Source organism: Stenotrophomonas sp. YJH_SMC_21, assembly GCF_059369555.1.
This window is the reverse complement of the sequence record NZ_JCAFSU010000005.1, coordinates 74,729-89,867: the sequence shown is the minus strand read 5'-3', so window position 1 is coordinate 89,867 and position 15,139 is coordinate 74,729. Positions and strand designations below refer to the sequence as shown.

The 15,139-nt window shown below is 65.0% G+C and carries 15 protein-coding genes; 10 read left to right on the top strand and 5 right to left on the bottom strand.

All coding sequences use genetic code 11. The annotated features are described in order from the left end of the window. Window positions 1-9 precede the first annotated feature (9 nt). The 4 genes from AC5P67_RS09440 (at window position 10) to AC5P67_RS09425 (ending at window position 4,002) form a co-directional block, all read left to right on the top strand. On the top strand, window positions 10-1,014 hold the full coding sequence (locus AC5P67_RS09440) for an extracellular catalytic domain type 1 short-chain-length polyhydroxyalkanoate depolymerase (RefSeq protein WP_005413508.1): 1,005 nt from the start codon (window positions 10-12) through the stop codon (window positions 1,012-1,014). A gap of 128 nt (window positions 1,015-1,142) precedes the next feature. Next, window positions 1,143-2,291, top strand: coding sequence for a serine hydrolase domain-containing protein (locus tag AC5P67_RS09435; RefSeq protein ID WP_032966823.1), 1,149 nt, complete (start codon window positions 1,143-1,145; stop codon window positions 2,289-2,291). Between the two features lie 245 nt (window positions 2,292-2,536). Next, window positions 2,537-3,349, top strand: a complete 813-nt coding sequence (locus AC5P67_RS09430) for a S1 family peptidase (RefSeq protein ID WP_005413506.1) — start codon at window positions 2,537-2,539, stop codon at window positions 3,347-3,349. An 83-nt stretch (window positions 3,350-3,432) separates the two neighbouring features. Then, window positions 3,433-4,002 carry a hypothetical protein gene (locus AC5P67_RS09425; RefSeq protein WP_232419015.1) on the top strand — a complete coding sequence of 190 codons (570 nt, stop codon included), beginning with the start codon at window positions 3,433-3,435 and terminating at the stop codon, window positions 4,000-4,002. Here AC5P67_RS09425 and AC5P67_RS09420 read toward each other — a convergent pair. From AC5P67_RS09420 to msuE, 3 genes are read right to left on the bottom strand one after another with little or no spacing between them, the layout of a single operon-like run. Beyond that, window positions 3,959-4,993 carry a methionine synthase gene (locus AC5P67_RS09420; RefSeq protein ID WP_005409740.1) on the bottom strand — a complete coding sequence of 345 codons (1,035 nt, stop codon included), beginning with the start codon at window positions 4,991-4,993 and terminating at the stop codon, window positions 3,959-3,961. The two genes, AC5P67_RS09425 and AC5P67_RS09420, sit on opposite strands and share 44 nt — an antisense overlap. Window positions 4,994-5,032: 39 nt before the next feature. Then, entirely contained in the window at window positions 5,033-6,010 is a 978-nt protein-coding gene (locus tag AC5P67_RS09415; RefSeq protein ID WP_005409739.1) for a DUF1852 domain-containing protein, read from the bottom strand. 56 nt (window positions 6,011-6,066) lie between these two features. Then, entirely contained in the window at window positions 6,067-6,654 is a 588-nt protein-coding gene (gene msuE, locus AC5P67_RS09410; RefSeq protein WP_099531315.1) for an FMN reductase, read from the bottom strand. 75 nt (window positions 6,655-6,729) lie between these two features. Between msuE and AC5P67_RS09405 the strand changes: the two genes are divergently transcribed. Both AC5P67_RS09405 and AC5P67_RS09400 read left to right on the top strand, forming a co-directional pair. Then, on the top strand, window positions 6,730-7,644 hold the full coding sequence (locus tag AC5P67_RS09405) for a LysR family transcriptional regulator (RefSeq protein ID WP_012480320.1): 915 nt from the start codon (window positions 6,730-6,732) through the stop codon (window positions 7,642-7,644). Further along, entirely contained in the window at window positions 7,644-8,513 is an 870-nt protein-coding gene (locus AC5P67_RS09400) for a methylenetetrahydrofolate reductase (protein ID WP_227843185.1), read from the top strand. Before AC5P67_RS09405 ends, AC5P67_RS09400 begins: the two co-directional genes overlap by 1 nt. 392 nt (window positions 8,514-8,905) lie before the next feature. Here the strand turns inward: AC5P67_RS09400 and AC5P67_RS09395 are convergent, their stop codons facing one another. Further along, window positions 8,906-9,151, bottom strand: a complete 246-nt coding sequence (locus AC5P67_RS09395) for a hypothetical protein (protein ID WP_005409734.1) — start codon at window positions 9,149-9,151, stop codon at window positions 8,906-8,908. Window positions 9,152-9,321: 170 nt separating this feature from the next. On the opposite strand from AC5P67_RS09395, the gene AC5P67_RS09390 reads away from it, so the two are divergent. The 3 genes from AC5P67_RS09390 (at window position 9,322) to AC5P67_RS09380 (ending at window position 12,904) form a co-directional block, all read left to right on the top strand. Next, window positions 9,322-9,753 carry a BLUF domain-containing protein gene (locus AC5P67_RS09390; protein WP_495214614.1) on the top strand — a complete coding sequence of 144 codons (432 nt, stop codon included), beginning with the start codon at window positions 9,322-9,324 and terminating at the stop codon, window positions 9,751-9,753. Between the two features lie 40 nt (window positions 9,754-9,793). Continuing rightward, window positions 9,794-10,162, top strand: a complete 369-nt coding sequence (locus AC5P67_RS09385; protein ID WP_133050511.1) for a hypothetical protein — start codon at window positions 9,794-9,796, stop codon at window positions 10,160-10,162. A gap of 93 nt (window positions 10,163-10,255) precedes the next feature. Beyond that, window positions 10,256-12,904, top strand: coding sequence for an excinuclease ABC subunit UvrA (locus AC5P67_RS09380; RefSeq protein ID WP_495214613.1), 2,649 nt, complete (start codon window positions 10,256-10,258; stop codon window positions 12,902-12,904). A 65-nt stretch (window positions 12,905-12,969) separates the two neighbouring features. On the opposite strand, the gene AC5P67_RS09375 is transcribed toward AC5P67_RS09380, so the two are convergent. Continuing rightward, window positions 12,970-13,872 (bottom strand): LysR family transcriptional regulator, encoded by a 903-nt coding sequence (locus AC5P67_RS09375; protein ID WP_049459486.1) that lies wholly within the window; start codon window positions 13,870-13,872, stop codon window positions 12,970-12,972. Between the two features lie 109 nt (window positions 13,873-13,981). On the opposite strand from AC5P67_RS09375, the gene AC5P67_RS09370 reads away from it, so the two are divergent. Next, complete coding sequence (locus tag AC5P67_RS09370) at window positions 13,982-15,103, top strand: 4-oxalomesaconate tautomerase (protein WP_049459487.1); 1,122 nt, start codon at window positions 13,982-13,984, stop codon at window positions 15,101-15,103. Window positions 15,104-15,139: the final 36 nt, after the last annotated feature.

Here is a 15,139-nt window from a genome sequence, read left to right as displayed (position 1 = left end):
GATCTGGCCATGAAATCCGGAATCGATTCGATCAAGGTTGCACTGCTGGTGCTGTGCAGTTGGCTGGCGATGGCGGGCAGTGCCCTCGCCGCAGGCCCGGCCGGGCATTGGGACGTTGGCCTGTACGGCAATCTGTTCGGCGCCCGCGAGTACCAGGTGTGGGTGCCGGCCGGCTACGACGACCAGCAGCCGCTACCGTTGCTGCTGGTGCTGCACGGCTGCGTCAACGGGCCCAACCTGATGGGGGAGGCGTCAGGCTTCAATGATGTGGCCGACACCGAAGGGTTCATCGTGGTCTACCCCCGGCAGAACGTCACCTCCAATCCGGCCCGCTGCTGGAACTGGCAGCTGCCGATCAACCAGGCCCGCGACAGCGGCGAAGCGTCGATCCTGGCCGGCATCGTGGACAAGGTGAAAGCGGACTACAGCGTGGATCCGCGCCGGGTTTATGTCACCGGCATTTCGGCAGGTGGTGCGATGACCTCGATCATGCTGGCCTGCTATTCGGATGTGTTCGCTGCCGGCGCCATCCACTCCGGTGGCATGTTCAAGGGCGCGACCACGATTTCCGGCAGCGCCTACGCACTGCTGGCCGGCAGCATCTATTCGCCGGACAGCAATGGCCGCCTGGCATGGCAGTGCTCGGGTTCGCCGTCGCCGCGACCGCTGCCGGTGCTGGTGTTCCATGGCAGCGCCGATCTCACCGTCAATCCGGTGAACGGCCAGCAGGCCGTGCGCCAGTTCCTGCAGACCAATGACCTGGCCGACGACGGCCTGGACAACGACTCGGTGAAGTACGTGCCGACCAGCACCTATCACGGACAGGTGCCGGCCGGCCGCGCGTATACCGTCGACACCTACGCCTACGGTGGCAGGACGCTGGTCCAGCACTACGTGGTGCAGGGCATGGGGCATGCCTGGAGCGGCAGCCAGTCGGGCCTGCCATTCACCGACCCGAAGGGGCCGGACGCCACGCTGATCACCTGGATGTTCCTGAAGGACTACCAGCGCTGACGGGGGGGCAGGGGGCCTCCAGGGAGGGGCGCGACCGGAGGTGCCGGATGGCACCTTCAGCCGCTCATGGCAATCGATTATCGTGAGCGCCCGTTCCCACGACCTTCAAGCGCCGGCGCATGGAATCCATGTCAACGACTACCCGAAACCGGCAATGGCTCAATGTCGTCGTGCTATCCGCAGTGCTCCTTGCCGTCGGCTGCGAGGGCAGGAAGACTCCGCCGAGCGATGTGGGGGCGGCGGTCGACGAGGTGGCCCAGGCCCTGATCGAACAGCCTTTGCTGCACTCGGCCTCCATCGGCGTGGTGTACCGGGGCAAGACCTTCATCCGTCACCGCGGCGAGATGGTAGCCGGCAAGCCCGATGTGCCGACCGACGCAACGCTGTATGAGATCGGCTCGCTGAGCAAGACCCTGGCGGGCACGTTGATGGCCCGTGCGGTGCTTGAGGGCAGGGTGGGCCTGGAGGATGACGTTCGCAGCTACCTGCAGGGCGACTATCCGAACCTGCAGTACCAGGGCGAGCCCATACGGGTCCGTCACCTGCTGTCACACACCAGTGGCCTGCCGAACATGCTGCCGGAGCGGGCGAACACCGTGTTGGAGGACTTCACCGATCACCGCGTGCCCGGTGAACTCAGTGCCCTCTATGCGCATTACGGCAAGCCGGATTTCCTGCGGGATCTGCACGCCGTGCGGATCCCACGGATGCCCGGGAAAGAGTACGCCTACTCCAGTGCCGGGACGGAGCTGACGGCCCACATTCTGGAAGGCGTCTACAAGACCGACTACACGTCATTGCTGCGTGGCTTCTTCAGCGACGCCGCAGCAATGACCAGCATCGGGATCAAACTGGGGAATGCGGAAAAAGACCGTCTTGCCATCGGCTACCACAGCGACAATCCGGTGCCGACCTCGCCGATGCCACAGTTGCCGTGGGGCGCTTCCGGCAACGTCAAGGCAACAGTGCCCGACATGGTGAAATACCTTCAGTTCCAGCTGGCCAACGGCCCGGTGGTGCAGGAATCGCATCGCACTCTGGCCAGATTCGACGACGAGTTCAGCATTGGCTATTTCTGGAACATCGTCGCTGGCGATCGCCAGAAGGGTGTCTATTACGCCCACCACGGTGGCGTTCCACGCTCGCAGTGCTACATCTACATCATGCCGGAGCACGATCTGGGCATCTTCGTGATCACCAACCAGAGCGGCGACCGGACCGCGCGTGCCATGGAGGCGGCGATCGATACCCTGGTCGGGAGAATCGCGGCGCGTTGAACCTCCCGCTGAGGCTCGGGCCCACGCGGCCCGGTCCGTGCACCAATGTGGCTTCGCAGGACGACGTGTCGGACAAGCCTGGAACCGATCTGGACAGACTGCTCGGCCCCGGCGGCTGTCGGCCGCAGGGCTTTGCGCTCGCATTCCTGGCGTTCGTCGCTGGATATCATCGTTGGTCGCATGGTCTGCGCCGCGGCAATGCCCTCGGCTAGGCTATAGCGATCGACCGCAGGGAGGACGACCCCATGAACCGCTGGCTTTTCCTGGCGCTTGCTGCGCTCCCGTTCACTGCCGGTGCCGTGGTCATCCGTGATGACATCGACGACGCCCGGTATCAGATCGATGCCTCTGTCTTCCCGGCGCTGGCTGACATGCCGGGTGAAGGACATGGCGTTCTCATCGCCCCGCGCTGGGTACTGACCGCAGCGCATGCGGCACCCATGGAAGGGATGGAAGAATCCATCTCCATCAATGGACGCGCCTATGCGGTCGAGCGCGTCTTCGTGCATCCCGGTTTCAGAAGAATGCCGGAGGCCCTGGGCAAGGAGGCGCTGGCGACAGGAAATCCCTCCAGGATCCACGCGTTCCTGGCAGCATCGGATGACATCGCACTGATCAGGCTTGCGACTGCTGTAAAGGATGTACAGCCCGTAGCGCTCTATCGCGGTGCTGCCGAAGTCGCGCAGATCGCGGCCCTGATAGGAAAGGGGGCTACCGGCAATGGCGTCGTAGGGCTGGTGCCGGGCGGCCCGCATCGCACGACCCTGCGGCGGGCATTCAACGCGATTACCGGCGGCAACGAACGGTATCTCTGGTACCGCTTCGATCCGCCACCGCAGGCCCTGCCGCTGGAGGGGGTTCTCGGCAACGGTGACAGCGGCGGTCCGCTGGTGATTGATGATCACGGAACGCCGCAGCTGGTGGGGCTTGGTTCGTGGATCACTGCGGTTCCAGAGCATGCGCTCGAGGCGGGGTTCTATGGCCAGGTGGTCTACAACGTTCGCGTATCGCGCTACATCGACTGGATCGAAAGCATCAGCCGTGACGCGTCACATTGATTGCTTTTCGTGGAGGCGTAGCAGTGCAGGGGGGCGTTACCCTGATCTCAGCCGGTGCGACGGGCGTTCGTATGCTTCCCATCATGGGCTCATCATTTCACCGTCCAGATTTCATGATCGTCACCCGGCCGTCCGGCTGGGTGCAGAGCGGCGAGCGCTGGGATCTGTGGTGGAACGGCCGTTCGGTGGCCAGTATCGTGCCGCATGCCGTGCTCGGGTTCCGCCTGAAACTGGACGCACGCAGGATGTCACAGAGCAAGGTCGTGTCCGTCGCCAGCGCCCCCCAGGCGAAGCGCTACGCCGAGCGCTGGTGCGCGGCGCGGCTCTGCCCACAACTGCCACTGCGTGACGCCGTCGCCCGACTGGTGCAGAGCGCACCCGAACCGGGCGCCGTGTCCGCGCCGCCACTGACCCGGACGCAGCGGCAGCAGGCCCGGCGCCTGGCCGAGGCCGGCGCAAGCGAGATGGGGCGGATCAAGGAAGCGCTGGCGCCACGGCCGCGCGTGATGGCCGCCAGGCCCGAGGTGCAGGGGCGAGGTGGAACCTGGTCTGTACCCGGCCAGAATCCATCCTCGCCGCACCGAAACGGGAACACCTCCCCAGCCAGGGTTACGCCGAAAGCTCCTCACGCACGATCCTGGCCCCTTCGCTGAGCGCGCGCAGCTTGCCGCGTGCCACTTCCCGTGCAAGCGGCGCCATGCCGCAGTTGGTGCTTGGGTAGAGTTTGTCGGCATCCACGAACTGCAGCGCCCTGCGCAGCGTGTTGGCCACGTCTTCCGGCGTTTCCACCGTATTGGAGGCCACGTCGATGGCGCCCACCATCACCGTCTTGCCGCGCACCAGTTCGATCAGGTCGATCGGCACGTGCGAGTTCTGGCATTCCAGCGAGATGATATCGATGCTGGAGGTCTGCAGCTTTGGGAACGATTCTTCATACTGCCGCCATTCCGAGCCCAGTGTCTGCTTCCAGTCGGTGTTGGCCTTGATGCCATAGCCGTAGCAGATGTGCACCGCCGTCTGGCACTTCAGGCCCTCAACCGCACGCTCCAGCGCGGCCACGCCCCAGTCGTTCACTTCGTCGAAGAACACGTTGAAGGCCGGCTCATCGAACTGGATGATGTCGACGCCAGCGGCTTCCAGCTCCTTCGCTTCCTCGTTGAGGATCTTCGCGAACTCCCAGGCCAGCTTTTCGCGGCTCTTGTAGTGCGCGTCGTACAGCGTATCGATCATGGTCATCGGGCCGGGCAGGGCCCACTTGATCGGCTGCGTGGTCTGGCGGCGCAGGAACTTCGCATCCTCGACGAACACCGGCTTCGGACGGCTCACGGCGCCGACCACGGTCGGCACGCTGGCATCGTAGCGGTTGCGGATGCGGACCGTTTCGCGCTTCTCGAAATCGACACCGCTGAGGTGCTCGATGAAAGTGGTGACGAAGTGCTGCCGGGTCTGTTCGCCGTCGCTGACGATGTCGATGCCGGCGTGCTGCTGCTCCTGCAGGGACAGGCGCAGTGCATCCTGCTTGCCTTCAATCAGGCCGTCGTCCTGCAGCTTCCAGGGTGACCAGAGCTTCTCGGGCTCGGCCAGCCAGGAGGGCTTGGGCAGGCTGCCTGCGGTGGAGGTGGGAAGCAGTTTCTTCGTCGACATTGCGTCTGGTTTCCTGGGGGCGAATGGGGAATCAATGGATCAGCGGGCAGCCCACTGCTCAAGCACGTCGCGGTACGGCTTGATGAAGTGTTCTTCGGTGAACCGGCCCTGCTTGACCGCCAGCTGGCTGCGCTCTTCGCGGTCGTAGACGATGCGGGTGGAGGAGTAATCCTGGTGCTTCAGGCTGGGCTGGTAGACCTTGCCCGCCACGGAGTTGGCGTTGTAGATCTCCGGGCGGTAGATCTTCTGGAAGGCCTCCATCGTGCTGATGGTGCCGATCAGCTCCAGGTTCGAGTAGTCGCCCAGCAGGTCGCCCTGGAAGTAGAACGCCAGCGGTGCGACGCTGCCCGGCGGCATGAAGTAGCGCACCTGCAGGCCCATCTTGTCGAAGTACTGGTCAGTGGGAGAGAACTCGCCCTGGCGGTATTCCACGCCCAGGATCGGGTGGTGGTTCTCGGTGCGGTGATAGGTCTTGCTGCTGGATACGCTGATGCAGATTACCGGCCCCTTGCTGAAGTTGGCGCGGTAGGCCTCGGACTCCAGGAAATGCTTGAACAACTTGCCATGCAGGTCGCCAAAGCCCTCCGGAATGCCAAAGGTGGCCTTCCCTTCGTTGCTGGCCGGCAGCACCACGCTGAAATCGTAGTCGCGCACGTAGGAGGAGAAATTGTTGCCGACGATGCCTTCGGTACGCGCGCCGGTGCGGGTGTCGACGATGGTCGGGCGCAGCACTTCGATCAGCGGGAACGGATCGCCGCCATCGCTGTTGCCGATGTGCATCTCCACCGAGATGATGTCCAGCTCGACCGCGTAGCGATCCGCGCTGGGGTTGTCCCAGTGCGCCAGATCGTTGAAGCGGTTGTTGATCATGCTGATCGTGTTGCGCAGGTTTTCCTGGCGGGACGCGCCGCGGGCCAGGTTGGCGAAATTGGTGGTGATGCGCGTCCCGTCAGCAGGCTGGTAATCCTCGTTGAAGGGGATCTGCGTGATGCTGAAGGTGAAGGTGTCGGTCGTCATGGGTGGCGTTCCGTAGTGCGGGGTGACATCCGGATGCGGGCGAGGGCATCCGGCATTCAAAGTGCTGCGGCCGCTTCCAGGTCGGCGGCGCGCTGGCGAGGCAGGTCCAGCAGCGGCATGGCCCGCCGCACCGCCAGCCGTGCGCGCTCGATCAGGGCATCGTTGTGCACGCGACCGTCGGCGAAATCGCGGTCGGTGGCGTAGACGCCCAGCGGCAGGGTGCGTGCCTGGAAGAAGCTGAAGAGCGGGCGCAGCTGATGGTCGATCACCAGCGAATGGCGCTCGCTGCCGCCGGTCGCGGCCAGCAGGATGGGGGTGTCGACCAGTGCGTCCTGGTGGACGAAGTCGAAGAAATGCTTGAACAGCCCTGTGTACGAGCCGCGATAGACCGGCGTGCTCACCACCAGCACATCGGCCTGCTCGACGGTGGTCAACTGGCGTTCCACGGTGTCGGGCAACTGCGAACGCCAGAGCGCACCGGCCAGATGCGGGGCCAGTTCGCCCAGTTCGACCAGGTGCTGCTCGCTGTGGATGTCCTCGCCGATCAGGCCCAGCAGATGCTCGGCCAGGGTGGCGGCCTTGGAGGGGCGCTGCAATCCGCCGGACACGGCGACGATTCGAAGGGGGCGGGCAGGTGAAAGCATGACCCGATGCTAGCCACGGCCTTCCATGACGTAAAATGGTATTACTTCACCTATCCATGAGCAGGATTCATCGTCATGCTGGAGCGGATCCACCTCAGCATCGTGCAGCAGGTCGAGCAGCAGGGCTCGCTTACCGCGGCCGCCGGCGTACTCAACCTGACCCAGTCGGCCCTGAGCCACAGCATGAAGAAGCTGGAGCAGCAGCTGGGCACTGATGTGTGGCTGCGCGAAGGCCGCAGCCTGCGCCTGACCCAGGCCGGGCAATACCTGCTGGCCGTCGCCAACCGCGTGCTGCCGCAGCTGGATCTGGCCGAGGAACGGTTGGGCCAGTTCGCACAGGGCGAGCGCGGCGCGCTGCGCATCGGCATGGAATGCCATCCCTGCTACCAGTGGCTGCTGAAGATCGTCTCGCCATACCTGGCCGCGTGGCCGGATGTGGATGTGGACGTCAAGCAGAAATTCCAGTTCGGCGGCATCGGCGCGCTGTTCGGCTACGAGATCGACCTGCTGGTTACCCCCGATCCACTGCTCAAGCCAGGCCTCAAGTTCATTCCCGTGTTCGACTACGAGCAGGTGCTGGTGGTGGCCAGCAACCACGCCCTGGCCAAGGTGGATTACGTGAAGCCGCGCCAGCTCGGCCAGGAAGTGCTGATCAGCTATCCGGTGCCGTTCGAGCGCCTGGACATCTACAACCAGTTCCTGCTGCCGGCCGGCATTACGCCGCGACGGCACAAGGCCATTGAGACCACCGACATCATGATGCAGATGGTGGCCAGTGGTCGTGGCGTGGCCGCCATGCCGCGCTGGCTGGTGGAAGAGTACGCCACCCGCATGGACGTGGTGCCGGTGCGCCTCGGTGCGAAGGGCATTCCCAAGCAGATCTATCTGGGTGCGCGCGAGGCCGATACCAGCATCGACTACCTGCAGGCCTTCATCGAACTGGCGCGGAACAGTTCGCCCCTGGCCAGCAATGCAGGCGTGGGCGCGTGATGTCCGCGCCTACGTCGCTGCGGGTGCAGGCCTTCCTTGATGCCTTTTCGCTGGAGGTGAGCGCCAGGGCCATGCCGGCGCTGGGTGCCGAAGCCACCCGCATTCCGCGTGGCACCACGATCTCCATTCCCTGGCTGGCCAGCGAGGACGACGACGCACGCTTGGCAGCGGCGCGCAGGGTGCGCGAACTGGGCTTCGAGCCGATGCCGCATCTTTCGGCCCGCCGCATCCGGTCGCGCACGGTGCTTGAACGGTTCCTGCAGCGCGCCGCCAACGAGGCCGGAGCAACGCAGTGCCTAGTGATCGCTGGCGATCTGGCCACGCCCGCCGGACCGTTTGCTGACAGCGCTTCGATCATCGAGAGCGGCCTTCTGGAGAGGGCCGGTATCAAGGTCGTCGCCATCGGCGGTCACCCCGATGGCCATCCGGTCCTGGGCAGTGACGCGTGCTGGCAGGTACTGGAACACAAGTGCCAGTCCATCGAAGCGCGCGGCATGGCGCCAGTGATCATCACGCAGTTCGCCTTCGATGCCGACATCGTCCTGGCCTGGTTGCACGCGCTGCGCGCCCGTGGCATCCACGTTCCGGTGCTCGTTGGCGTGCCGGGCCCGGCAAGCATCGCGCGGCTGGTACGCTACGCCGCAATGTGCGGGGTGGGGGCCAGTGCATTGATGCTGTCCCGGTATGGCATCTCGATCGGCCGGTTGCTGGGCAGCGCGGGCCCGGAGGTGTTCGTGGACCGTCTGGCGGGCGGTTTGACTGATGCCCACGGGTTGGTCAGCCCGCACTTCTTTCCGTTCGGTGGAATTGCCCAGTCGTTGGACTGGATCAACCAGCATCGGGCGCTGCCATCGGTTGCCCGCCGCTGACAGGCCATCAATCGTGCCTGCCGGGCAGCGCATGGCCCGGTGCCGCCCCGCTCAGCCCCGGCGGTGGCGTATCCCTGACGGGGTACTGATCAGGCCCGCATTGCTGATGGCCTGGCGCGTACCGCACGTCCGGCACGCAAGCACGGTTCCTCCTCGCACATGCTCCATTTCCTGCTCGGCCCAGACGCTGGTTGCGCCGCAGGCCGTGCAGGTGGCTTCGATCTGCAGGGCACGGGCCAGGTCGCCCTCCGCGCCTGGTGTGTAGGTGAGGTCCCTGATCTTGAATAGGCCGGTATGACTCATTGGAACGCCGTTGTGGGTGCACTACGGGAAGATGCGAGGCGAAGGTGTCGACAGGGTTGGCACAGTGTCGAGAAACGGCGCGCTTCAGCTCATGGATCACTACGCAGCACGAACTCCTCCAGCCGCGCCCGGCTGACGGACTGGTGGTTGCCACAGCCTGGGCAACTGAGCGAAGCAGCGCCGTTGAGGTCGACGAGGCCATGATCAGGAATGGCGCGGAACTGCCTTGAACACTTCAGGCAGGAACAATCGATCCGGGTGACCTGCAGCAGGGTGCCATCCTCACGCGCCACTCCTTCGACGCTGTTTACATAGAACTGTCCGATGTCGCGCATGAAGATGAATAAAGCCCTTAACGTACGGGGGCGTTCATCATGCCGCCTGTCGCGCTGCTAGGCGCGAACCGTATTCTGAAGAATTAAGAATACGCATCACGGCCCGGACTTGCGCCGGGTGCTAGAGTGTGAATAGGTGCCGACGTGGCCCTGCATTCAAGGCGAAGTCCATGCCCATCCGGGCCGTTGTATACGCAAGCCAGGCCGTTGAAGGCCTTTCGATTGACCGCCTGGAAGCACTCGTCACCGATGCTGCGAGGTTCAACAAGCTTGCAGGGGTGACAGGCGTGCTGCTGCATGACGGCACGCGATTCGTGCAGTACTTCGAAGGGCCGGAAGAAGGGGTGGCCAGCGTCTACGAGCGGGTGCTGCAATCGACCAGCCACACGGATGTGGTGGAGCTGGCCCGGGGGCGTGTCTCTACCCGGCAGTTCCCCTATTGGTCGATGCACCAGCTTCCTGCCGACCAGCTTCTGGTCGGCCGACTTGCCAGGGCCGACTGGTCACGCTTCAAGAGAAGCCAGCCCGAGGAGATTGCGGGTTCCGCGTGGGGTATTGATGTGCTGGCCGCTGCGGTTGAGCCCCACGTGCACGCCGCTTAGTTTGCGGTTCGGCGGCCGCTCCTTTTAGATGTGCAGCGACATGAAGGCTTTCATTACGCTCATCGCCGCATTTGCTGCGGGCCCGGCGCTTGCCGATTCCCCGCTGCCGCCGCCAGAAAGGTTCACGGCATGCTCCTCCACGCGAAATCTCTGTACCGATTCGGATCCAGCCGTCAATTCAACGCGGGTAACGCCACAGGCATCGGGTCAGGATGCCTGGCTGATATGCGGATGGCATCGCGGGTTGTTCCCGTCGGACGATGGGGAGCCGGTCGTGGTCGGCTGCGAAGGCATGAACCTGGTTCCGGCTGACGTGACGTTGAGTGAGCCGGTGCTGCATTTCTACAATCGCGGCCGCCTGGTTCGCACCGTTACGCTCGATCAGTCGTATCGGCGCACCATGGTGTGACCGCGCCATCACCCGCATTCACCCCGCAGCAGCGTAAATGCACCATCGGGCGCGCCCCTACGCGCGCCGCTCACTGCCCGCAGGATCGCGAAGATGTCCAATCCCCCCTTTGGTGAATCGTCATGTGCCGCCGCTGCCAGCGGTTGCGTCGAGGTGCGCGGCGCGCGCGAGCACAACCTCAGGAATGTCGACGTCTCCATCCCGCGCAATGCATTGGTGGTGTTTTCCGGTGTTTCGGGCTCCGGCAAGTCATCGCTGGCGTTCGGCACGATCTTCGCGGAGGCGCAGCGGCGCTACTTTGAGTCGGTTGCGCCGTATGCACGGCGTCTGATCGACCAGGCCGGCGTGCCCGATGTGGACGCCATCGACGGGTTGCCGCCCGCAGTGGCCCTGCAGCAGCAGCGCGGCGCCAGCAACGCGCGCTCATCGGTGGGCAGCGTCACTACGCTGTCCAGCCTGGTGCGCATGATGTATTCGCGTGCAGGTGCATACCCGGCCAACCAGCCGATGCTTTACGCCGAGGACTTTTCGCCCAATACCCCGCAGGGCGCCTGCAGCACCTGTCACGGGCTGGGGCACGTCTACGAGGTGACGGAAGCCTTGATGGTGCCGGATCCGTCGCTGAGCATCCGCGAGCGCGCCATCGCCTCCTGGCCGCCGGCCTGGCATGGCCAGAACCTGCGCGACATCCTGGTCACGCTCGGCTACGACATCGACGTACCGTGGAAGAAGCTGCCGAAGAAGGATCGGGAGTGGATCCTGTTCACGGAGGAAACGCCCACCGTGCCGGTCTATGCAGGCTTCACGCCTGCCGAGACCCGGGCTGCGCTCAAGCGAAAGCTCGAGCCGAGCTACATGGGTACATACACCGGCGCGCGTCGCTATGTGCTGCATACCTTCGCCAACACCCAGAGCGCGCTGATGCGCAAACGGGTTTCCCGCTACATGGAAGGCAAGCTGTGCCCGGTCTGCCACGGAAAGCGCCTGAAGCCGGAAGCGCTCTCGGTCACCTTCGCGGGCGTGGATATCGGTGAGTTCATGCGGTTGCCGCTGGATCAACTGGCGGATCTGCTGGAGCCCATCGCGGAAGGTGATTTCGGTGCACACAGCAAGGGTGCACCTATCAGCAGGCATGCGACACCCCGCGATCGTGCCCGGCGCGCCGCGAGTGGCCGCGCGACGCACGAGGGCGCCCCCGACGTGCGCCTGACCTCGGCCCTGTCCGAAGAGAAGCGGCTGGCCGCACAGCGGCTGGCGGGCGGGGTCATGGGGCGGGTACGGCAACTGCGCGAGCTTGGCCTGGGCTATCTCTCGCTGGACCGCGCCACGCCCACGCTGTCCGCCGGCGAACTGCAGCGCCTGCGGCTGGCCACGCAGCTCAGCTCGTTGCTGTTTGGTGTGCTGTACGTGCTCGACGAGCCTTCGGCCGGACTGCATCCCGCCGACAGCCAGGCGCTGTACGACGCGCTGGACCGGCTGCGTGATGGTGGCAACTCGGTGTTCGTGGTCGAGCACGATCTGGAGCTGATGCGCCGCGCGCAGTGGCTGGTGGATGTGGGCCCGGAGGCCGGTGAGCGGGGCGGGCGCGTGCTCTACAGCGGCGAGCCCGATGGCCTGCGCCAGGTGCAGGAGTCGCGCACGGCACTGTATCTGTTCGACCAGGTACCCGCGCCCACTCGTCGGCAGCGCACCGCCACCCGCTGGCTGGAACTGCAGGGCATCCATCGCCACAACCTGCAGGGAGTGGACGCGCAGGTGCCGCTGGGTTTGCTGACGGCCGTGACCGGCATTTCGGGGTCGGGCAAGTCCAGCCTGATGGCACAGGCCTTGCCCGAGCTGATGCTGCTGCACCTGGGGCATGAACCCGCGGACGATGGCGCCGAGGCGTCGCCGGACGACGGGCCGACGGTGATGGAAACCACCCGTGGCCAGTTGGCCGGTGATCTGGACGCCATCCAGCGGGTCGTGCAGGTCGACCAGAAGCCGATCGGCCGCACGCCACGCTCCAACCTCGCCACCTATACCGGGCTGTTCGATCACGTGCGCAAACTGTTCGCGGCGACGCCCGCCGCACGTCGTCGTCGCTTCGATGCGGGTCGTTTCTCGTTCAACGTAGCCAAGGGCCGATGCGAAACCTGCGAAGGCGAGGGTTTCGTGAGTGTCGAACTGCTGTTCATGCCCAGCGTCTATGCCCCATGCCCCACCTGCCACGGCGCCCGCTACAACGAGGCCACGCTGAAGGTGCTATGGAATGACCGCAACATCGCCGAGGTCCTGCAGATGACCGTGGACCAGGCGCATGCATTCTTCATGGCGGAAGAGGTGATTGCCCGGCCGTTGCAGCTGCTGCAGGACATCGGCCTGGGCTACCTGAGGCTGGGCCAGCCGGCCACGGAGCTTTCAGGCGGCGAGGCCCAGCGCATCAAGCTGGCCACCGAACTGCAGCGCAGCCAGCGCGGGCGCACGCTTTACGTGCTGGACGAACCCACCACCGGCCTGCACGCGTCGGATGCGGACAGGCTGCTGGTTCAGCTGCAGCGGCTGGTCGACGCAGGAAATACGGTGGTGATGATCGAGCATGACATGCGGGCGGTCGCCCAGGCGGACTGGGTGATTGATGTCGGGCCGGGCGCAGGCAGCGCGGGTGGCACCATCGTGGCGAAGGGAACGCCGCAACAGGTGGCCCGCGCGCGGGGAAGCAGGACAGCGCCTTTCCTTGCGCGCGTCCTGGCTCCTCTGTAGGGCCGAGCCATGCCCGGCCATCACCCTCGGCCAGATCCGGGGGCGGCCTGTCCAGCAAACGATGTTCAGGTCTCCCCGCGCCACTGGCTCATCAACATCTGCAGAAAGCGTTCCGCAGTAGGCGAGAGCAGGGCGCCCCGGCGACGGACGATCCCGATCGTGCGCGACACCACGGGGTTACCAATCGTGCGCGTCACCAGGGTCGGATGATCCCCGTCCGGCGTGGCCATCTTCGGCAGGACCGACACACCGATGCCGGCCTCGACCATGCCCAGTGACGTCGACAGGTGGGTCACTTCGTAGTGCCAGCTCAACTTGAGGTTCTCGCGCGCCAGGGCACCATCCAGCAGCGTGCGGTTGCCGCTGGTGCGATGCACGGTGATCAGCTGGTGCTCGGCCAGATCGGCCCATTCAACCCTGCGCTTGCGGGCCAGCGGATGATCGCGTCGGCAGGCCAGCACGAAGGGATCTTCGGCCAGCACGTCGAAATCGAGATTCGGATCGTTGGCGCCCATGAAGTTGATGCCGAACTCGACTTCGCCACGCTCTACCGCCTGCAGGCCTTCGGTGGCCGGGATATCCAGGATCCGGAAGCGCACGTTGGGATGCGCTTCGTGGAAACGCGCCATCACGCTGGGCAGGAAGTAGAACGCCGCCGTGGGCAGGCAGGCGATGGTGACGGTAGCGCCCCGCGTATCGTCCCGGCCCCGCAGTGAGAACAGTGATCCATCGAATTCCTCCAGCATGCGACGCACCAGCGGCAGCAGGTTCTCGCCGACGGCGGTGGTGCTGACGCTGCGCGTGGTGCGCTCCAGCAGTGGCGAACCCACAGCCTGCTCCAGCTTCTGTATCCGTCGGCTGAGTGCCGGCTGGGAGACGTGCAGGATCTCCGCGGCGCGGTGGAAGCTGCGCGTCTCCGACACTAGCAGGAATGCGCGTAGATCCAGGATTTCGCAATTGATGCTCATTGGGTATCAATCATCCAAAAATCAGCAATTCACAGATCAATTGGGGTCATGCCAGTATCGAATCACAGAGGGGTCATTCATCCCCTACACGCATCAATCTAGCACACGTATGTCCAACGATCTGCTCAGCATTCCCTGCGTACTCATGCGCGGTGGTACATCCAAGGGCCCGTTCTTCCTGGCCAGCGACCTTCCGGCGGACGTTGCTGAACGCGATCGCCTGCTGGTGGAAGTAATGGGGTCGGGCCATCCGCTGCAGATCGATGGCATCGGTGGCGGCAACGCACTGACCAGCAAGGTGGCCATCATCGATCGATCCAGCCGGGCAGACGCCGACGTGGACTATCTGTTCGCCCAGGTACGGGTGGAGCAGCAGGTGGTGGACACGTCCCCCAACTGCGGCAACATGCTGGCGGCGGTGGGCCCGTACGCCATCGAGCGGGGGCTGGTGCAGGCTCAGGATCCGCAGACCGAGGTGCGCATCCACAACGTCAACACCGGCAAGCTGATCATCGCCACGGTGGAAACGCCGGGTGGCCATGTGGTCTACCGCGGTGATACGCGCATTGCCGGCGCACCGGGCTCGGCCGCGCCGGTCAGGCTTTCCTTCCTTGATGCCGCAGGCGCCCGCACCGGCAAGCTGCTGCCCAGCGGCCACGCCCGGGAAACCATCGATGGCGTGCCGGTCAGCCTGGTGGACTGCGCCATGCCGATGATGCTGGTGCATGCCGAGGACCTGGGCGTGCGCGGTGATGCATCGCCCGCCGAACTGAACGCGGATGCCGCGTTCATGCGCCGGCTGGAAGCGCTGCGCATCGAGGCGGGCGCCCGCATGGGCATCGCCGACGCCGGCAACAAGGTCATTCCCAAGCCGGTGCTGCTGTCGGCGCCGCAACACGGCGGCGATCTGCAGGTGCGTTACTTCATGCCGCACCAATGCCACACCGCACTGGCCATTACCGGCGCGGTCGGCCTGGCTACCGCCGCCGTCACGCCGGGCACGCTGGCCCACACTTTGGTCGGGTGCCTGTCCGTTCCCGGCAGCATTACCCTCGAACATCCGAGCGGGGACCTGCAGGTGGGCCTCAGTCGCAGCTCGGATGACGCACCGGTGATTGCCAGCGTGGTCCGCACCGCACGCCGATTGTTCGAAGGTCGCGTGTTTGCGACAACGCCAGTGCCTGCCATGGCCAGTTCCACCCAAGCCCGCCAATGGACGTCAGCGGCATGATCTGAACCCGGCACGGCCGGCGCAGACGCGCATGCC